The organism is Yaniella sp. (assembly GCF_030453185.1).
In the GTDB taxonomy this organism is placed as follows: Bacteria; Actinomycetota; Actinomycetes; order Actinomycetales; family Micrococcaceae; genus Yaniella.
Genome location: NZ_JAKDKW010000002.1, coordinates 67104 through 86228 on the forward strand (window position 1 = coordinate 67104; position 19125 = coordinate 86228).

A 19125-nucleotide genomic window follows, 5' to 3' on the forward strand; every position below is an offset into this window, starting at 1 on the left:
AATATCTGCGATGAAAGCCTATCCTTGGCTGTTTTGGTACTTGCGTACCAGGGCCACCACATGATCTAATGCATCGTCGAGCGGAATATCTTCACGGGTGTCCGCATGGCGGTCCTTAAGTTCCAAAGTGCCTTTGGCCAGGCCACGTCCGACAATCAAATGCAGGGGCACACCGATGAGTTCTGCATCGGAGAACTTCACGCCGGCTTGTGCTTTTCGACGGTCGTCGTAGAGTACTTCTACTCCGGCGGCTTCCAGTTTCGTTGCGAACTCTTCTGCAGCTTCAAAAATCTCATCGTCTTTACCAGTTGCAACAATATGCACGTGAGCCGGTGCTACATTCATAGGCCAAATCAGGCCCTTATCGTCGTGGTGTGCTTCAGCAAGGGCGGCGACCGCACGAGATATTCCGATACCGTAGGACCCCATGGTGACTACGACTTGTTTGCCATGTTCATCCAGCACCTTTAAGTCCAGTGCTTCGGCATATTTACGTCCGAGTTGGAAGATATGCCCCATCTCCATACCGCGGCGCGTCGCAAGTGGGCCGGAACCATCTGGCGCCGGATCCCCATCACGAACAGCCGTTGCTTCAATAACTGCATCCCAGGTGAAGTCCCTATCGGCGACCAAACCAAAAACGTGCTTTTGATCTTGGTTGGCACCGGTGACCCAGCTGGAACCGCTCACGATCCGAGGATCTACAAAGAACGGTATTCCGGTCTGAGACTTCGTGCCCAGCATTGGAATGGCATTGCCATCCTGCAACAAGGTCGGGCCGATGTATCCAGGCACCAGATTGGCGTGTTTGGCAATGTCATCATGGGTGGCCGGTTCAACTTCAGGTTCACCAGCCACGCCGAGTGCATCGGGGATGAACGCTTCAAGTCGTTTAACGTCGACCTCGCGGTCTCCTGGCACCGCGACGACGAATAGTTGACGCTCACCACCATCCAGGACGGCAGTTAGCACCACACATTTCAGCGTTTCGGAGGCTTCCCAGCTGCCGTTGTCTTTCGGAGCGAGTTCGTTGGCGACTTCTACGAGTGCAGCAATGGTAGTTGAGACGGGAGTGTCTTTGACTTCGGCAGCAGGTGCTTCGGTGTAGTCGATGGTTTCCGGCACAACGGTGTCAACGGCTTCAACATTTGCTCGGTATCCGCCTGGAGATTCAACGAAGGTATCCTCACCGGCAGCGGACGGGTGCAGGAACTCCTCAGACCGCGATCCACCCATGGCACCAGCCATTGCTTGAACTGCCACGACTTCAAGACCGAGACGTTCGAATATACGAACGTAGGCCAGACGGTGCTTATCGTAAGCTTCGTTCAAACCATCTTGGTCAATGGTGAAGGAGTAGGAGTCCTTCATGATGAATTCACGAACGCGAAGTAAACCGGCCCGTGGGCGGGCTTCATCACGGTATTTCGTCTGGATCTGGTACAGGTACACTGGCAGATCTTTGTATGACGAATAGTGGTCTTTGACCAGCAAGGTGAACAACTCTTCGTGCGTTGGCGCTAGCAGAAAATCTGAGCCAGAGCGGTCTTGCAAACGGAAAATGCCGTCCCCATAATCTTCCCAGCGACCAGTTGCCTCATACGGTTCTTTTGGCAATAATGCGGGGAAGTGCACCTCTTGGCCGCCGATGGCGTTCATTTCTTCACGAACGATATTCTCGACCTTATTTTTCACTCGCAGGCCAAGCGGCAACCAGGTGTAGCCACCAGGGGCTGCACGGCGAATATAACCAGCACGGACTAGCAGTTTATGGCTGGCGACTTCGGCATCGGCCGGATCATCACGCAGGGTGCGGAGGAATAAGCTTGACATGCGCAAGGGCACTCGGGGCTCCGTTCGTTAACAAATTTTTGGGTATCTCGATGTATTCTACCGCAGCATTTCTTGCAGCTGATCGGTCAGTGTCAGTGATAGGGCAACATCTACTGGTGGTGTGGATGATGCCACAAGGACAGTGTTTTCATCACGCGAGATCACTACTGATGATGCCGTATCATCGTCGCGTTCAATCTGCACTTCGAAAGCATCGTCGGTGTGGTGGTTCAGTGGCTCGACTTCAGCTTTCAGCACTGGGCAATTTTCCACGAAGTCTTGTAGCTCGGTGGTGAAAGCATCGGCTTCGTCCACCGTGGGGAAGCCAAAAACCCCCAGGGACTGTGATTCTTCTTCGTCATCATCATTTGGGGTGGTCATCTGACCGAATCCGGCAATTTCTGGGGCTGTTTCCGGCACCCGTGGGCAGTGTGAGCCGTCCCCGGCCTGCTTCGGCAACACGAGGGTGGTGAAGGCTTCCAATGCGCTATCACCGGTGGGGAGTTCTGCAGGTTGGGGGTGTTCCAAAACTTCGGCAATATTGGCGGTAACCAACTCATCAGTTATTGCCGTCTCGGATACCTCCGGAGAGCTGGAAGCACTAACCGATGCTTCCGGCGGCAAGGGCTGATCAGTACAGGCTGTCAACGCAAGAGCAGCGACAAAGATCAAAACGTTGCGACGTTTCATGATGCTTCCTGCACCGCCTGGGTAATCTCGGCAAGGGTGTCGGCTGCGCTCTCGACATCGCTACCCGGTTCTACCAGAATCCAAAATACCTGTGTGTCGAATCGGACAATAATGGTCGATGATGTCACGGCAATATTTTCGGATTCGGGTTCCGGAATATCATCGGGGGAAATCACGTAGTCTGGCAGCGCGCCCGGGTCCGAGATGGCCATATCTGCCCCTTCCAGTTCACCGGACAATTCGCCGGACGAACTCAGAACCAGGTCCTGGTCAGCTGCTTCTAAAGACTCCGGAACGTTGATTCCCTCGGCTTCTGACATAGATGTTGCCGTATAGTCCAAGGTTAAAACGTTCGTGTCATCGATGGTGAGATCAACGGAATCGCAGTCCCTCCAAGCCGCGGTGCGTGCGTTGAAGTAGTTCTTGGCATCTTCGGAGGTGTCGAATGCGGCAGCAACAACGGTCTGGGCTGCATGGGTGTTCTCGCCACTTTGCGAACTAAACCCGACGACGAGGTCATTGGTGGTGTAGTACTGCGGGTCCACGGTGCCCGCGCATTCCGCAGGTTCGGGATCATACTGGGCCAGACTGTCATCTGCGGATTGTAGTGTGTTCACTGCGGGAACACCGGTAGAGATGATCGCATCGTCGTCCATGGCCACACTTATGGCCTGGTGGTAAAGAGTCTGTGCAGGCACTTCGACCTCTGGCGGCGGTGTCACATCCACCGAAGACTGCTCGCGCGGCTCAGCGCAGCCGGTAAATACCAGCACGCCAGCGACGATCAAAGCCAGGTGATTGCGCATGCCTGCTTGTCCTCTCACGGTGGTTAAAACAATACGGTAGCGAAGTGGTCAACGGTAGCAAAGCCAACGCGTTCATACGTTCTGATGGCGGCGGTATTGTAATCGTTGACGTAGAGCGACACCACTGGGACGAGTTTCAGTGCACGGTTAACGACGGAGGCCATGGCCGGTGCAGCGCGCCCCTGCCCGCGTGCGTCGGGACGTATCCAGACACCTTGAATTTGAATGGCTTCAGAAGTGACGATACCGAAGTCGGCTTTAAACCTGACCGATTGTTGCTCCGTTTCGATCATGGTATGACCCTTGGCGATGAGTTGACGAACGCGCAGGCGGTATCCATTCGAGCCATCTGCCAGGGGTGAGTACCCAAGTTCTTCGGTGAACATGGATACGGATGCAGGTAGGACGAGGTCGTAGTCGGCCTCGGTTGCCGTGCGGATATTCGGGTTGTCCAAGACCGAGGAGTGTTCGGTGATGGTCATAAAGGGCTGGTCGTTTCGTATTTCGCGAGCAGATTGAGGGCCGTGTTGCAACGATTCCCACACACCAGTGACCGCGGGTTGGGGGCCGAAAATGGAACCGAAATGTTCGTCGAGTGCCACAAGGGCTTGGCCGAAGTAGGCACCATGTTCAGGGTCGTTGGTTATAGGGACGATGTTTGCCCCAGCCCAGCACGCTGCCAGAAGTTGACCGGGTTGAGCAGGGTCGAAAATTCCAAGAAATATACCCCGGGCAAAACCACCGATAGGTCCTGCACGGCGACCCGTGTCCAGGATGGATTGGACGTACGCGCTGGTGATGGGCTGTTTGCTGACGAGTTTTCCCAGCGCTGCGGTATCCGAATTAGCTAGGATACGCACCGTATCGCCGGTGGCACGTGCCACAGCGTCTTCGGCGTCCAGCAGCCAGCGCAGCGTACGGGTCAGATGCCGCAAGGTCACCCTTTCTAAAAATCCAGTCTTTTAAAACAGTGTCACAGGTTTGATGAGGTCGGCAATGATCAACAATACTGCCATGCTTAATAATAGGCCGAACACCACAATGGTGAGTGGGAACATTTGGGCGATGTCGAATGGGCCAGGATCTGGTTTACCACGGAGTTTGGCCCAGCCACGTCGAATCCATTCCCAGAGGCCGCCAAGTACGTGACCACCGTCCAGTGGGAGCAGTGGAATCAGGTTGAACACCATGAGGGCAACGTTCAGCCCTGCAATCAGTGACAACAGCATTGCGCCGCGATCAGCAAGCGGGATGTCCTGTTGTGCAGCCGCTTCCCCTGCGATTCGCCCAACGCCGACGACCGAAACCGGTCCGGTGGGATCACGTTCGCCGTCTGTTAGCAGGACCTTGGCAGTGTCCCAGAGTTTGGCCGGCAGCACGGTGATGACGGAGAAGGTTCCGGAGATTTGGTCGCCGAGCACGCCAAAGGCAGCCGTGACGGGCTGCTCAACATTTTCGATCTGCGATGACATCCCGATAAATCCCACTGACGTAGTCTCGACGTCGCCGGAGGCATCGGTAACCGACTGGTTGAAACGGTCGAGTTGAGGACGTTCGGTGAGTACCGGGGTGATGGTTGAGCTCAGAGTCTCACCGTCTCGTACGTATGTGATATTCGTCTGAGCATTGGCCCGCTTACGGATAGCCCCCGAAAGCTCATCCCAGTCCGACACTTCTTGGTTATTGAAGTGTGTAACGGTGTCGCCGGGACGTAAACCCGCTTCCCACGCAGGGGAAGGTTCGTCGTCCGCACCGCAATCGGCCTGCAGGGCGGCAGCGTCAGTCGTTTCGGTCATACATTCGAAGACGTCACTGACTTTGGTGGTGGGCGTTGCAACACCAAAAGAGGTGACCAGGATAGCTGTGATGACGAGCGCGATGATCAGGTTCATGAATGGGCCGCCCAGCATGATGATGATGCGTTTCCACACGGGCAGCGAGATAAAGGTGCGTCCTTCATCCTGGGCGGTAAGTTCTGCTGCAGCGTCTTCGCGCGCTTGCTGCGCCATTGTTTGAAAGTAGCGTCGGCGAGACTTCGAGACTTTCTCACCTGGTGTATTGGGCGGCAGCATACCGATCATGGAAACATAGCCACCCAGTGGGATGGCTTTGACGCCGTATTCTGTTTCACCTTTTCTCGTCGACCAGAGGGTTTTGCCGAACCCGATCATGTACTGGGTGACCCGTACATTGAACAGTTTGGCGGGGACCAGGTGGCCGATCTCGTGGAGGGCGATGGATACAGCGATCGCGATCACCATGATGAGGATGCCGGCCACGGCGAGGAGAATCGTCATGCAGGCACCTAGTCGAGGACCACGAGCAGCTCAATGACAGCTTGCAGGAATGCATCGACCTGAGCCTCATCGTAGCCTTGTGGTCCTTTTTCGTTGCTAAAAGTCACGTTGCGTATATCTTTGAGACGCACATGTTCTTCGTCATTGAGGTGGCTTGTGACGCGCGCCATGCAAACGTCGACCTCATCCACGTTATAGCCTGGAGTACCGGTTGTTGCAGAGCGAAACTTCTCACCACGCGGACGCTCAAGCCGGGCGGTGAGCTCTTCGAGCCGAGTGATCAGCTGGAGGTCCCATGCCTGTTGTCCACGGGAAACAATGTAGTCATCACGTTCGGCTTTCCGCAGGGCATCTTCAAGACGTTCCAGCACCTGGTCTACTTGGTCTGTGCGGTAGCCGCCTCGGACCAAGTCAAACGTTTTCTCTTGGACAATGTCGGCGGTAATGCCCGAATCTGTTTCGTAGGCCTGCCGTGAATGGTCGATAAATTCATCAACTTGCCCGGGGTGATATCCATAGTCGCGTTTGGCCACAGAGTTAAATGGTGAGGCCGTTTGAGTTTTTGACACTGTGCTTCCTTTGACGTTTAGCCCATGATTGTGGGCAGAACAACCACGAACAAGGTATATCCAACAGGGATGGCAAATACGATCGAGTCTAGTCGATCCATAACTCCACCGTGGCCTGGAAGGGTGTTCCCCATGTCCTTGACGCCGAAGTCACGTTTAACCATCGAGGCCGCGAAGTCTCCTGCTGTGGCTGCAATCATGACTACGGTACCGATGATGATCCCAACCCACCAGTCGTATTCCAGCCAGTAGTGGGTGACAATGACAGAAACGACAATAGCTCCAAGTAAGGACCCGAAGAATCCTTCCCAAGATTTTTTCGGTGAAATCTTGGGGGCCATGCGGTGTTTACCAAGCGTGACCCCCACTAAGTAACCAAACGTGTCGGAGGCAACGATGCCCAGCACCGTGATGGCGACCAGCCAGGCACCATCCTCAACGTGCAAGAGAGTAATACCGAACGATAGGAAAAAGGGCAGCCAAAGGATAGCTAAGAGTGTGGTCGCCATTGATGCCGCCGGCTTGTCTGGCTCTCCGACCGCGGTCCAGAACACTGTCAGCAGGATACCGCCAAACAATGCGAACACCATGGCGTCGACCCCACCAAACCAGGCGGCGATTGGTATTCCGAGCCCAGCAACCCAGGCGGGTGTGAGGGCTAGGTGAATGTTTTTCGTCTCGGCGACTTGCGCGAGTTCCCAAATACCAAGAGGAACTAATACTGCAATGAGTATTGCCAGCACGATGGGATAAAAGAAAATACCGACGACGGCGGCACCCAGCAATATTAAGCCGACAACAATCGCAGCTGGCAGGTTGCGGCCGGCTCGAGACTCTTTTGGTTGCGCGACGCGTGCCGGTTGCGGCTCGGGTGTCGCTACTTCTACGTGGTCGACGTGGGTCACCGTGAGGATGGTGGACTCTTCCGGATCGAGGTCGTATGCCGGGTCAGACCCAAAATCCAAGTCTTCAATTCCGACCATATCGCTATGGTCGGCTGTCGGCTCGGGTTGAGGTTGCTGCTTTTGTTGACGGGCAGCTTTTCTCCGAATCACCGTTGCTTGGGCATCTTCGAGCGCCCGACGTTCACGGCGGGTTTGAGGGACAATCATCCCGGTCTCTGGGTCCCGTACTGGATCGGGGTACCCCTGTAGTTGCTGAATGACCGGTAACTGTTCGGATTCTGGGTCTGAGTTGGACATGCGAGCTGAGGCTTCGTGAGCCTAGACCTCCATTAGTTCGTCTTCTTTATTCTTCGCCATTTCGTCAATCTGGTCGACGTAATTGCGTGTCAGGTCATCGAGGTCTTTTTCGGACCGGCGGCCTTCGTCTTCACCGATGTCGCCGTCGTCCACCATTTTGTCAATGGATTCCTTTGCACTACGACGTGCGTTTCGCACCGAGACACGGTGATCTTCCGCCTTGGATTTAATCAGTTTGACGTACTCCTGCCGGCGCTCTTTTGTGAGTTCTGGCATAACGACCCGAATGACTTTGCCGTCGTTCGAAGGGTTAGCACCGATTTCTGATGATGATAAGGCCACTTCGATCTCACGCAATGCGGTGACATCGAACGGTGAGATCAGGATGGTTCGGGCATCCTGGACCGCAAATGAGGCCAGCTGCTGCAGTGGCGTTGGGCTGCCGTAGTAGTTGACCAGGACTTTCGCGTAGAGACCGGGGTTTGCACGTCCGGTACGAACCGCGGCGAAATCCTCGCGGGTTGCTTCTAAAGTGCGCTCCATCGCCTTTTTGGCGTCTGATAATACGGATGCGGTCACAGGTTCTCCTTATTTAAGATCTGAGGTGTGGACTAAGTCTAAAACACGCTTGAAGGTGCGGACTTATGGTGTGACGACGGTACCGGTGGAATCGCCCAAGAGCGCTCGTGTCACGTTGCCGTCACCTTCCATTCCAAATACCAACATATCTAAGTTGTTGTCTTTACACATTGTCATGGCGGTGAGGTCCATGACTCGAATGTTTTTGACGATCGCTTCATCGTAGGTGAGGTGATCGAATTTTTTGGCGTCCGGATCCACCTTGGGGTCGGAAGTATAGACACCATCTACCCCGGATTTTGCCATGAGTACTTGATCTGCACGAATTTCCAGCGCACGCTGAGCTGCGACTGTATCAGTAGAGAAAAATGGGAGGCCGGTTCCGGCGCCGAAAATCACGACCCGGTCTTTTTCCATATGTCGTATGGCACGTTGTGGAATATACGGTTCTGCCACCTGGGACATGTGGATAGCTGATTGCACACGGGTATCTACGCCTGCTTGGGTCAGGAAATCTTGGAGTGCTAGCGCATTCATGACGGTGCCCAGCATACCCATGTAGTCAGCGCGACGACGGTCCATTCCATTGATGGAGAGCTCTGCTCCACGGAAGAAGTTGCCACCGCCCACGACAATCGCGATTTCGACTTGGCCAGCGGCTGCAGCAATTTGTTCGGCGACTGACCGAACGGTGTCTGGGTCGATACCGATGGAACCGCCACCAAATACTTCACCTGAGAGTTTCAGCAACACCCTGCGACGCGTCACTTCGTCTTCCTGTGCATCTCTCGGGCCGTCTTGTAGCCCGCCGGGGGTATTGATGGCTGGAGTGTCTGACACGGCAATGCTCCTGTTAGTGCTGATGATCGATAGACATAAAGAAGGGGTGATCACCGGTTGTGGTGATCACCCCCTTGTGTTAGGTAGAAACGATGCTGGTTTTACCTAGTTCATACGACACATAATGTGCCGATAAACTGACTAGGCTCCAACACGGAAGCGTGCAAATGAAACTGCTTTTGTGCCGGCTTCTTCCAGAACACCACCCACGGTGTTCTTGGTATCTTTGGCGAATGGCTGGTCCAACAGGACAACGTCTTTGAAGTAGCCGGTCAAACGGCCTTCAATGATGTTTTGCATGGCGCGTTCAGGCTTGCCTTCAGCACGAGCTGTTTCTTCTGCGATGCGACGCTCGTCCGTAACGATGTCTTCTGGGACTTCGTCACGGTTGAGGTATGTCGGGCTCATTGCAGCAATGTGGACGGCAACATCGTGTGCTGCGGTTTGGGCTGCTTCGCTGTCTGCATCCACGGCAAACAGAACGCCAACCTGGGCTGGCAGATCTGCCGAAGTGCGGTGCAGGTACGGGTCAACGTAGGCACCTTCGAGACGTGCCAAACGACGAACTTCGACCTTTTCGCCGAGCAGCGCGCCTTCTTCTTTAACGTATTCACTCAGTGGGTTGCCGTTGTAGTCGGCAGCCAGCAAGGCGTCTACGTTGTCTACACCGGAGGAAACAGCAACGTTCAAGACGGTGTTGCTGAGTTCGATAAATTTATCGGATTTAGCAACGAAGTCAGTTTCAGAGTTCACTTCGATCATGATGCCGACACCGTCATTGACGGTGGCAGCAATCAAACCTTCTGCAGCTGCACGACCTTCGCGTTTGGAAGCGCCCTGCAGGCCTTTGACACGAATGATTTCCATGGCCTTGTCGACATCGCCATCAGCTTCGTCGAGAGCCTTCTTGACGTCCATCATGCCCGCGCCGGTACGCTCGCGCAGGGCCTGGATGTCCTTGACTGTGTAGTTCGCCATTACAGATATCCCATTCCTTGGATGTTCGTTGCGGGAGTCACCCGCGAGTCTAAAAACGAAACGTAGTTGTGTGGACTAGTGGTCTTCCTTGGCTACAGGCTGCTCGCCTTCAGGTGTGGCGCCAACTTCTTCTGCAATTTCCACAGTTTCTTCGTCAACTGGAGCTGCCGTCTGATCTGCAGCTTCTTCAGTCTGTTCTGTGGCTTCTTCGGCCTGTCCGGATTCCAACAGTTCGCGCTCCCACTCAGCCATTGGCTCTTCGGCCGCACCGGCTTTGCCCTTGCCCTGGTTGCGAACCATGAGACCGTCTGCAACAGCATCGGCAATGACGCGTGTCAACAGGGCGACGGAGCGGATCGCGTCGTCGTTACCTGGGATCGGGTAGGTGACTTCGTCTGGATCAGCGTTGGTGTCTAGGATCGCTACAACAGGAATACCGAGCTTGACGGCCTCGTCGATTGCCAGGTGTTCCTTCTTGGTGTCAATGACCCACACAGCAGACGGTGTGCGAGTCATATTGCGGATGCCGCCCAAGTTGGACTGCAGTTTGTCGAGCTCACGACGAAGCAGCAACAGTTCCTTCTTAGTATGGCCAGAGCCAGCTACGTCGTCGAAGTCAATTTCTTCGAGCTCTTTCATTCGCTCAACGCGCTTGGAAACGGTTGCGAAGTTGGTGAGCATACCGCCCAACCAGCGGTGGTTGACGTACGGCATGCCGACGCGCGTAGCTTGTTCGGCGATTGCTTCTTGAGCCTGCTTCTTAGTCCCTACGAACAGGATGTTCCCACCGTGTGCGACAGTTTCTTTGACAAACTCGTATGCACGGTCAATGAATGACAGGGACTGCTGCAGGTCAATAATGTAAATGCCGTTGCGCTCGGTGAAGATGAAGCGTTTCATCTTCGGGTTCCAACGACGAGTCTGGTGGCCGAAGTGGACACCAGAGTCCAGCATTTCACGCATAGTTACGACTGACATGGTCGCTCCTTCAAGGTTAATCCGCGTGCGGATTGGCCTTCTAGTTATCGGTTCAATATCAACAGCTGATTTTCTCAGCTTCCTAGCGTGAGAGCGATCTTCTCGGGGATCACCGTTGACCGGAATATTCCGGACCGAAAGGTGTCACTGCAGCCCTAAGGTGCACACCTCACGCGCGTAGTCAATTAGGCGCCCACACAGTAGGCGCATAATTGCTTCACCCAGCATACCCTATTGTGCAAACGCTTTTGCACCTTCTGTGATGCTTTGCACACCAGATTATTCCTCGGTTCAGACCATCACGTCACAGGGCCATTCAGGGATTGCTCATTGCTGGCAGATCAAACTCGATATCGCTTCCTCGTTTATTCTTCAACTCGACTTCCCAAAATAACTCACCGTTCTTTTCCTCAAGCTCGATCGATTCGAAGACGGCGGTGGGGTGCAATCCACGTGCCTGTTGCACGGCCGCAGCCAGAGAGACGGATACCCGTTGTGATCGACCGATCTCCTCGTCATCATCCTCGGTCTCGCCAAGAGCAATTTCGCCGCTCGTTGTCACCTCGAGCTCGTACAAAATCCCAGTCGAAACCACTTCGACCTCATATTCGGATCCGTCGTCCTCTCGTTCAACTTCAACAATGACACCCTGGCGATACTGCTTTAAGACAGCTTCAATAATGTCGAGAACTTCTTGGTAGCTCTCATGATGTGTGCTTGAAGTCGGGACTTGCATCTTGCCTGGCGCCAACAGTTCGCGTTCCCATTCAGTCATGGGCTCTTCAGCGGCACCGGTTTCGCCCTTGCCCTGGTTGCGGGCTATCAGGCCGTCAGCAACAGCATCGGCAATCACCCGGGTCAATAGCTCGACAGAGAGAATCGCGTCATCATTACCCGGGATCGGGTATGAGACCTCGTCTGGGTCAGCGTTGGTATCCAAGATGGCCACAATAGGAATGCCTAGTTTATTGGCTTCTTTGACCGCTAGGTGTTCGCGTTCTGTGTCAACAATCCAAACAGCAGACGGTGTACGCGTCATGTTGCGGATACCGCCAAGGTTGGCGCGCAGTTTGGTCAGTTCACGCTTGAGCAGCAGCAGTTCTTTCTTGGTGCGGCCGGAACCAGCTACGTCGTCGAAGTCAATTTCTTCCAGCTCTTTCATCCGCTCAACACGTTTGGAAACAGTGGCGAAGTTGGTGAGCATACCGCCCAACCAACGATGGTCTACGTATGGCATGCCAACACGTGTAGCTTGCTCAACGATCGAGCTTTGAGCTTGCCTCTTGGTGCCCACAAAGGCAATAGTTCCACCGTGCGCAACGGTTTCTTTGACGAACTCATAGGCACGGTCAATGAACGACAAGGACTGCTGCAGGTCAATAATATAAATGCCATTGCGTTCTGTCAGGATAAAACGTTGCATCTTCGGGTTCCAGCGACTTGTCTGGTGGCCGAAGTGGACACCGGTATTCAACATTTCCCGCAGGGTTATGACAGCCATCTTCGCTCCTCCAGCAGCCGGCACGGTCGCTGAGTAGTTATATATCCGAGTAGTTTTATAGAATTCGCAAAATTCACTCCCCAGCATACTGTGTTCACAAGACATGCGGCTTTGAAAACTTTTCCACAATTGGCCAGTTCAAGTCCCACACTTCTTGCCGGACTAGCAAAGTAAGAGCATGCAATACACTTCAACAGCGGCATCACCACCCGATCCTCGTGTCTCCAGGTCACTGGTGGTCGTCATGCTCCAAGCATTGCTGCTGGGGCTCTTCTTTCAGCCGATTCCCGCAGCCAATGCTTCAGGCATACACACGGATGCATCACATACCACTGGCGCGTGGGTGCCGCCCGTCGAAGGGGCTGATGAGTCTGCTGTGCAGGAAGCATTCATTCCACCAAGTATGCCGTGGTCGGCCGCTCACCGTGGCATCGACATCGCCGCACCGACGGCGGAAGTCGTTGCTCCTGGCGGTGGTGAAGTCACCTTTGCTGGTGTCGTCGTCGACCGGCCTGTCATCAGCATTCGCCATGACAACGGGCTCATCTCATCCTTGGAACCGATTGAATCCGACCTAGCCGTTGGAGACCCAGTATCGCAAGGTCAGGTTGTTGGCAATATCTCCGCTAACCAGCAACACTGTGACAACCAGTGTGTGCACTGGGGTGTTCGGAAACCGGACGCCTGGCAAATTGGCTCGACCCTGCGGGATTTATATATCGACCCGGCCTTCCTCCTGGGCTGGAGTAAGCCGTCAATTTTATGGCCGGTACATTCTGATCCGCCGTCCTAGGAGGTCCGACGGGTACGACGTTGATGAATGTCTTCAGCTAAGTCCACAAGCACTTTGGCGGAGTCATCCCAACGAAAGGTCTGGGCCTGCCGTACAGCACCGATAGATGCGCGGACAAATGCTTTGTCATCCTCTAACGCAAGGACTGCATCCGCTACTTGACGGCTAACGTGTTCAGACTCGATATCTACAAACTGCGCGCCAGGATTGGTACGGCCACCAATCTCCTGAAATATTTCTAAGTTCGATAGAACTACAGGGGTCCCCTCTGCCATGGCCTCGGCTACGGGCAGCCCGTAGCCTTCAGACCGCGACGTCGTGACTAACGCAGTGGCCTCTCGGAGCAGGTTTCGGTATCCAATATCATCGATACCGTCATGGAAATACAGCTGGCCTGTTTCAACCCCATGAGCATGAGCGAAGTCGAGGTATTCCTGTCGCCGTTCCTCGGTTATACGGGAGCACAAATGCAGCTGATACTCCGGAAGATATTGCAGTGCACTAATCACGGTTTCCACGTTTTTGTACTCCATGAAGGAGCCCATGTAGATCAACGTTTTTTCTCGTGGCCCAGCAGGATCGCGTGCATGATCAAGCTCTGGTGGCGCATTGGAAATCACGTGTACAGGCCGGCTAGTCAGATGATGTTTGCGAATCAACCGTTGCGACGTTTTGGAGACGGTGGCGACGGCATCAGCCCCATTAAGCAATAGACGTTGCGGCGCGTAGGTGAGGTGATACAAGTACCAGAGCCCTCGCACTGGCTGGGAAAGATTCCGCGGAGGGCTCCGGTGCTGGTAGTAAATCAGATCATGTAGCGTTAAAATCAGCCCAAAGTCACGGCCGGCGGAACCCATCGTTTGCATCGGAGAAAAGACTACGTCCGGCTGATAAGCGTTAAGTTTCAACGCTGCCATGGGTTCGCTCACGGATGTCGGGGCGTGGAACTCTACGACATCCACGTTCTGGGGCAAGAGATCACGCTGCGCCGAATCGTGGATGATTATCGTGGGGTTTGTCAGTTGTGCCACTGCATGGATCAATGAGTGGCTAAAGCGTGAGATTCCGTCATGAAAGTCGGTTCTGATATACCGGCCATCCATGAAAAATCTCATCGTTACTCCCCCAGAATTCTCTTCCGCTGCGGCATTCCGACAGGGGGGAACAACACAGCGGAGATGGAAACATGTTCTGTTCCCACGTATGTTCAACCAGCTCAGATAGACCGATCCAATCGTAGGGTGTACCGGACTTGAACCGGTGACCAAAGGATTATGAGTCCTCTGCTCTAACCAACTGAGCTAACACCCCTCGCGTGTCTCTACACAGCGCAAGTTAACATTTGCAGCCAACGCTGTAGGGACACGATCACACAGTCTAGCGCAGCTTGGCTTCAGAAATCATTACTGAGACTTCGTCTGACGTAGCGCCGTGATATATCTTGTGAAGAATATCCATAATTCTTTCATGATCGTGCTGAGACGCAAAATAGTGCGAGGCTTGCCCCATAGCTAGTTGTTCCTCCCGACTCGCACCAAGAACTGTATTCATTTTCCTGGCCATGTCTTCCGGATTATTCGGCTGAAATAAGTAGCCATTGACCCCTTCAGAGACTAAGTGTGGCAGTGCCATGGCATCAGTAAGCACAACCGGAGTTGAAGCGCTCATGGCTTCTAAAGAAGCGAGCGACTGCAACTCTGCTGTACAAGGTTGGGTAAAAACGTCTGCCCGAAGATACGCTTCACGGAGTTCTTCATCCGAGACCAGTCCTCGAAAAACAACACGATCCGCTACGCCGAGTTGATCTGCCAGTCGGCGTAAAGAATCTCGTAGTTCTCCGTCACCGATGATTTCGGCGTGAACGTTCAGATCGGGGTCTGTCATCGTCAAAGCCTTGAGCAAGACATCTACATTTTTCTCCACGGCGAGACGTCCGACGAACAGCGCCGTCGGGTGTGGGTGCCGGACAATAGATTCCTGTTCCTCCAGTTCGTATTTTACGACATCAATGCCGTTTGAAACAGGCACAACGTAATCCAGTCGCGCCTTGTCATTCATGTTGTCGGCCGATAGACGCGTGGGCGTCGTCACGACATTAGCTTTGCGCATCAGCCGTCCCATGTCGTACCAAGACCGCTTCGACACGATGTTTTTAAAGAATTGCGGGCCGGGGATAAATGGATCCAAGTTTTCTGGCATGAAGTGATTAGTGCAGATGAGGCGAATACGACGACGTTCGGCTGAACTAATCGCAGCATCTCCGATCATGTAGTGACACTGGGCATGCACGACATCTGGCGACAGCTCCGAGACGAGGTTATCGATCACACGATTTGCATGCCGTGGCATGACCAATCGGTAGAACTCGTGTGTCGGTGCGGCATAGGACTTCAGCCGGTGCACGGTAGCTTCGTCATGATATTCAACAGTATCGGGGCCTCCTGTGTGATGAGGCGAAACAACGTGAACATCGTAGCCACGTGCCGTAAGATTGGTGGCGAGTCGATAGCAGGACTTCGCCGCACCGTTCACATGCGGCGGGTAAGTATCGGCTGCGATCAGCACACGAAACTTCGCTTTTTGGCCGTGAGACACTACTGCACAACTCCTATGAATTTTAAAGCGTAATAACGATCATAAACCAGGATGATCCCGCAACAATGCGTTTTGCCGAAGCCCAGCCGCGTGTTATCAACATTTCACCCAAACGTCGGAAGTCAGCATTGGTTCTTAGATCGATTGGAAAAACTTCTCCCTATCCATCTTATTTCGTGGGTTTAGACCGGTCTTCCGCATTTTATGCGCCGCACGAATGCCTTGCGCAGCATAGTCGATGCAGGCCACAATATGTCCGCCGGCCCCGACCGCAAGAACGCCCGTTGCGATTGCACACCACAAGTCAGCATCGGCAAAGGGGGCCTCGGCAACGAGCAGGAGTGGTGCCCCTAGCATGAGGGCGGCGGTACGGGCCTTCCCGAGCATCGTAACTTGCATTTGAGGAGTGCCTGCGTACACAGTCAGCATCAACCCGGCCAGCACGAGATCCGGTACAACGAGCGCGAACACCAGCCAAAGCGGAGCTAGGCCAGACAACACGATGGTAATGATAACGACCCAGAGTGAGAGCCGGTCGGCCAGCGGGTCCAACCATTTGCCAACCGCAGAAACTTGATTGAGTTTTCTCGCAAGAAAACCATCGATCCAGTCTGTTGAGAACAGCACAATCAGGGTGATGAGTGCATCCCAATATTCGTCATGAAACATCAACCACACAAACACCGGGACCAATAGAAACCTGACAAAGGTCACCAGGTTGGGAATGGTCAGCCAGTCATCGCTGTCAGTGACTTCAGGGGCATTGCCCGACTCTGAGTTCACTGGCCGATCCATATCAACCTCAAAACAAATTTTCCCTGCATCCCCACATGCTAACGGCGTCGTAGGCGACGCAACAAGACGGCTGCAGTCGTCACGGAAGCGCCCAAGACGGTAAGCGGCTGCCAGCGGCCTTTCACGTATTCAACACCGCCATTGACTCGCTCACCAGCGCGGGCTGCAGAGTGGTGCGGTGCCAGCGGTGAAGTCGCGTGTTCGACATTGTCCTGGGGAACATTGCCCGTTGCGTGGCGGGTGAATGTATTGAACTGTCCACGGTAGTCGGTCTTTTCGTCTACTCCGGAACGGATGTCGCCAAGGTGTCGACGGCGCAGTTCCATCCGGTGGCGAATTTGAGCTTCGGTTGGCTCAGTTTTCGGCAAGGACTCCGCAGCTTCGCCACGACGTACAGCACGCTTCTGTTCCTTCTTAGCTCGTTTGGCCTGCACTTTACGACGTTGAGCTTCTACAAGTTTTTGCTGACGACGCTCTTCTTCAAGTCGATCAAATTCAACAGGGTCGAATGCGTTGCCTTTCAGCACGTAGCCGATGTCATGTTTGACGCCACGAATAATTTCAGGTTGCAAGAGAGGAAATCCGGAACGGACGACCATCGCTCCAACACCCAGCAGAATGAGCATGACAACGAATGCACCCAGCGCTACCCAAAGCGATGTTTGCCAAAGCGGCGCTTCTGACATAAATGCACCGATCAACGCCGTAACGAGCGCGATGAAAGTGATGGATCCAAAAACTAATCCGATGACGGCAATACCTACGCCGGCACCTGCACGGATTCCTTTGGCCTTGAGTTGACTACTCAGCAGCGACAGGTTGTCGCTCAACTGCTTTGGAACCAACCGGAAAATGGTCGATAACAGGTCAAGCAGCGAACTCATCCGAGTTTTCGTCGTCACCTGTGGTGAGCCGTTGATGGTCATTAGTCACTACCTTCGTACGTGTAATGCGGGCGAATCTATGATGCTATCTCCGACCAGTATAAACCGGACGATAACCATCTTTATATCTGTTCTAGTTTATTAGCCTGATGCTTCCAGTTTGTCAGAGCAACCTTTGAAGTTCGAGTCACCGTTCCACTCCAGCAGAAACATCGAGCCCCACTAGAAGTCGGTGGACTGCACAATCCGCAATTTGGAGGACAGCAACTCAATCTCAGGCCTATTGGCCACGAGGCGTTCTACCTTGTTCAGCGTCTCCTCTAGATGAAGGCGATCACCGCTCACAGCCGAAACGCCCAAGCGAGAACGTCGATGCAAGGAAGCGTCTTCTACCTCAGCCGCAGATATCTGAAACTGTTTCCGGATGTCAGCGATTATTGGACGCACCATAGACCGCTTGCTCTTCAAAGAATGTACGTCCCCAAGCAAGATGTCGAATTCGTTCCAACCAATCCACATAGCTACAGCTTTCCCCAGATTCCCACATTCAGCAATAGCTTCTTCTTCCCGTGCTGTTGTCGATAAAGTTGTTCAAAGAACCGACGCCACGACACACCATAATTGCTGAGAGTTCCATCAGAGGTTGGTGACCACGAGCTGATTACTTTCCAGGGCTTGAGCGGGGCATCAAGTGAGTGTATCCGAGCCATTAATCGGTGCGAACAGCTATTCTGAGCACCAACTACTCGCATACTCCGCGACCGCAAAAAGACGGCACCGGGGACAAGAATTCTGCTGAGCCAGAGACCGATCGCGGGTTAAGGCCCAAATTGTGTGTACAGGATTGTAGTCTTCACGTTGTAACCGCTGACAACTAGGGGCTAGCACTTGCTGATAAAGCATGTGTGGTGAAAAAACTTGATAATTCCCCGCGGTGTGGGATATGTGAAACGAAGCTGGTCAAAAACGGCAAAACCAGTGCCGGTAAGACTCGATGGCGGTGTAAACACTGCGGCGCGTCCACCACCCAAAGTCGACCAGATATTGTCGCCAAAGCCCAGTTCACCATGTGGCTAGAGTGGCTGCTGTCGAAGAACACTCAACGCGATCTGACGGTGTCCAGATCAACGTTTAAACGCAGCACCGCGTGGTGCTGGAGCGTGATCCCGCAAGCGGAGTCCACCGGTGAAATTCACCGGTGGATCATGCTGGATGGCACCTACTACAACGGTATGTGCGTGCTGATCGCCATCACAGAAGACCATGTCATCGATTGGCAGCATTGTGACCGCGAGAAAACCGTGGCATGGGAAGCCCTGCTGCGTAAAATTCCGGCTCCCGATATTGCCATCGTGGACGGCCAACGCGGTCTGATAGCCGCCATTGAAAACATCTGGCCCGACACCAAAATCCAGCGCTGCTATTTCCATATCCAACTCACCGGCACCAAGTACCTGACCCGCCGGCCCGTGCTGGAAGCCAACAAGACCTTACGGGCCCTCTACACATCGCTCACCGACGTCGACAGCCTCGCCGCCGCGACCACATGGCTCACGGCATTTCACGCCTGGTACCAGCAATACCAAGACTTCCTCAAGCACCGCAGCCACCTGGCCAACACGCGGCCAGACCAACGTCCCAAACGACTGCGGGCTGGTCAGAAATCCTGGTTTACCCATCAACGCACCCGGTCGGCTTATTTCGCCTTGAAACGCTTAGTCACCCATGATCAGCTGTTCATCTGGCTCACAGAACGCGACCACCCTGACGAGTCGCTGCCCCGGG

Annotated in this window: 18 protein-coding genes, 1 tRNA gene and 1 pseudogene; 2 read left to right on the forward strand and 18 right to left on the reverse strand. The window is 54.0% G+C overall.

Annotated elements, in window-relative coordinates; all coding sequences use genetic code 11:
• Window positions 1-18: 18 nt before the first annotated feature.
• The 12 genes and pseudogenes from L0H14_RS00805 to rpsB (L0H14_RS00860) all read right to left on the reverse strand — a co-directional run.
• Complete coding sequence (locus tag L0H14_RS00805) at window positions 19-1845, reverse strand: proline--tRNA ligase (RefSeq protein ID WP_301415882.1); 1827 nt, start codon at window positions 1843-1845, stop codon at window positions 19-21.
• A 45-nt stretch (window positions 1846-1890) separates the two neighbouring features.
• Window positions 1891-2523, reverse strand: coding sequence for a hypothetical protein (locus L0H14_RS00810; protein WP_301415880.1), 633 nt, complete (start codon window positions 2521-2523; stop codon window positions 1891-1893).
• On the reverse strand, window positions 2520-3329 hold the full coding sequence (locus L0H14_RS00815) for a hypothetical protein (protein WP_301415878.1): 810 nt from the start codon (window positions 3327-3329) through the stop codon (window positions 2520-2522). Before L0H14_RS00815 ends, L0H14_RS00810 begins: the two co-directional genes overlap by 4 nt.
• Before the next feature lie 23 nt (window positions 3330-3352).
• Window positions 3353-4270, reverse strand: coding sequence for a DUF4081 domain-containing GNAT family N-acetyltransferase (locus L0H14_RS00820; RefSeq protein ID WP_301421313.1), 918 nt, complete (start codon window positions 4268-4270; stop codon window positions 3353-3355).
• Between the two features lie 21 nt (window positions 4271-4291).
• Complete coding sequence (locus tag L0H14_RS00825) at window positions 4292-5626, reverse strand: RIP metalloprotease (RefSeq protein WP_301415874.1); 1335 nt, start codon at window positions 5624-5626, stop codon at window positions 4292-4294.
• A gap of 8 nt (window positions 5627-5634) precedes the next feature.
• Window positions 5635-6195: a DivIVA domain-containing protein gene (locus tag L0H14_RS00830; RefSeq protein ID WP_301415872.1), complete on the reverse strand. Its 561-nt coding sequence runs from the start codon at window positions 6193-6195 to the stop codon at window positions 5635-5637.
• A gap of 17 nt (window positions 6196-6212) precedes the next feature.
• Entirely contained in the window at window positions 6213-7397 is a 1185-nt protein-coding gene (locus L0H14_RS00835) for a phosphatidate cytidylyltransferase (RefSeq protein ID WP_301415870.1), read from the reverse strand.
• A gap of 21 nt (window positions 7398-7418) precedes the next feature.
• Complete coding sequence (gene frr / locus L0H14_RS00840; protein WP_301416011.1) at window positions 7419-7940, reverse strand: ribosome recycling factor; 522 nt, start codon at window positions 7938-7940, stop codon at window positions 7419-7421.
• A gap of 99 nt (window positions 7941-8039) precedes the next feature.
• On the reverse strand, window positions 8040-8798 hold the full coding sequence (gene pyrH, locus L0H14_RS00845) for a UMP kinase (RefSeq protein WP_301416009.1): 759 nt from the start codon (window positions 8796-8798) through the stop codon (window positions 8040-8042).
• 159 nt (window positions 8799-8957) lie between these two features.
• On the reverse strand, window positions 8958-9794 hold the full coding sequence (gene tsf / locus L0H14_RS00850) for a translation elongation factor Ts (RefSeq protein ID WP_301415869.1): 837 nt from the start codon (window positions 9792-9794) through the stop codon (window positions 8958-8960).
• A gap of 75 nt (window positions 9795-9869) precedes the next feature.
• Window positions 9870-10772 carry a 30S ribosomal protein S2 gene (gene rpsB / locus L0H14_RS00855; protein ID WP_301415867.1) on the reverse strand — a complete coding sequence of 301 codons (903 nt, stop codon included), beginning with the start codon at window positions 10770-10772 and terminating at the stop codon, window positions 9870-9872.
• 748 nt (window positions 10773-11520) lie between these two features.
• A pseudogene (gene rpsB / locus L0H14_RS00860) lies at window positions 11521-12273 on the reverse strand (30S ribosomal protein S2); the annotation flags it as partial.
• A 178-nt stretch (window positions 12274-12451) separates the two neighbouring features.
• Here rpsB (L0H14_RS00860) and L0H14_RS00865 point away from each other — a divergent pair.
• Complete coding sequence (locus tag L0H14_RS00865; protein WP_301415865.1) at window positions 12452-13066, forward strand: M23 family metallopeptidase; 615 nt, start codon at window positions 12452-12454, stop codon at window positions 13064-13066.
• Here L0H14_RS00865 and L0H14_RS00870 read toward each other — a convergent pair.
• The 6 genes from L0H14_RS00870 to L0H14_RS00895 all read right to left on the reverse strand — a co-directional run bounded on the left by L0H14_RS00870 (window position 13063) and on the right by L0H14_RS00895 (window position 17859).
• Window positions 13063-14097 (reverse strand): glycosyltransferase, encoded by a 1035-nt coding sequence (locus L0H14_RS00870; protein WP_301421314.1) that lies wholly within the window; start codon window positions 14095-14097, stop codon window positions 13063-13065. The two genes, L0H14_RS00865 and L0H14_RS00870, sit on opposite strands and share 4 nt — an antisense overlap.
• A gap of 206 nt (window positions 14098-14303) precedes the next feature.
• A tRNA-Ile gene (locus tag L0H14_RS00875) sits at window positions 14304-14377 on the reverse strand.
• A gap of 66 nt (window positions 14378-14443) precedes the next feature.
• Window positions 14444-15661, reverse strand: a complete 1218-nt coding sequence (locus L0H14_RS00880) for a glycosyltransferase (protein WP_301415861.1) — start codon at window positions 15659-15661, stop codon at window positions 14444-14446.
• Between the two features lie 135 nt (window positions 15662-15796).
• Window positions 15797-16444, reverse strand: a complete 648-nt coding sequence (locus tag L0H14_RS00885; RefSeq protein WP_301415859.1) for a CDP-alcohol phosphatidyltransferase family protein — start codon at window positions 16442-16444, stop codon at window positions 15797-15799.
• 50 nt (window positions 16445-16494) lie between these two features.
• The gene (locus L0H14_RS00890) at window positions 16495-17382 is read right to left on the reverse strand and encodes a phage holin family protein (protein WP_301415857.1); all 888 of its coding nucleotides are present in this window, start codon (window positions 17380-17382) and stop codon (window positions 16495-16497) included.
• A gap of 180 nt (window positions 17383-17562) precedes the next feature.
• Complete coding sequence (locus tag L0H14_RS00895) at window positions 17563-17859, reverse strand: DUF503 domain-containing protein (protein ID WP_301415855.1); 297 nt, start codon at window positions 17857-17859, stop codon at window positions 17563-17565.
• Between the two features lie 389 nt (window positions 17860-18248).
• Here L0H14_RS00895 and L0H14_RS00900 point away from each other — a divergent pair.
• Window positions 18249-19125, forward strand: an 877-nt coding sequence (locus tag L0H14_RS00900; RefSeq protein ID WP_301421316.1) for an IS1249 family transposase, incomplete at its 3' end; no start/stop codon positions are given.

What these genes read in the sequence shown, in the direction of transcription:
- L0H14_RS00835 (WP_301415870.1), bottom strand. Translation starts at nt 7,397, where the DNA reads ATGTCCAACTCAGACCCAGAATCCGAACAGTTACCGGTCATTCAGCAA.
- frr (WP_301416011.1), bottom strand. Translation starts at nt 7,940, where the DNA reads ATGGAGCGCACTTTAGAAGCAACCCGCGAGGATTTCGCCGCGGTTCGT.
- L0H14_RS00895 (WP_301415855.1), bottom strand. Translation starts at nt 17,859, where the DNA reads ATGTGGATTGGTTGGAACGAATTCGACATCTTGCTTGGGGACGTACAT.
- L0H14_RS00865 (WP_301415865.1), top strand. Translation starts at nt 12,452, where the DNA reads ATGCAATACACTTCAACAGCGGCATCACCACCCGATCCTCGTGTCTCC.
- L0H14_RS00810 (WP_301415880.1), bottom strand. Translation starts at nt 2,523, where the DNA reads ATGAAACGTCGCAACGTTTTGATCTTTGTCGCTGCTCTTGCGTTGACA.
- L0H14_RS00890 (WP_301415857.1), bottom strand. Translation starts at nt 17,382, where the DNA reads ATGACCATCAACGGCTCACCACAGGTGACGACGAAAACTCGGATGAGT.
- rpsB (WP_301415867.1), bottom strand. Translation starts at nt 10,772, where the DNA reads ATGTCAGTCGTAACTATGCGTGAAATGCTGGACTCTGGTGTCCACTTC.
- L0H14_RS00825 (WP_301415874.1), bottom strand. Translation starts at nt 5,626, where the DNA reads ATGACGATTCTCCTCGCCGTGGCCGGCATCCTCATCATGGTGATCGCG.
- L0H14_RS00815 (WP_301415878.1), bottom strand. Translation starts at nt 3,329, where the DNA reads ATGCGCAATCACCTGGCTTTGATCGTCGCTGGCGTGCTGGTATTTACC.
- tsf (WP_301415869.1), bottom strand. Translation starts at nt 9,794, where the DNA reads ATGGCGAACTACACAGTCAAGGACATCCAGGCCCTGCGCGAGCGTACC.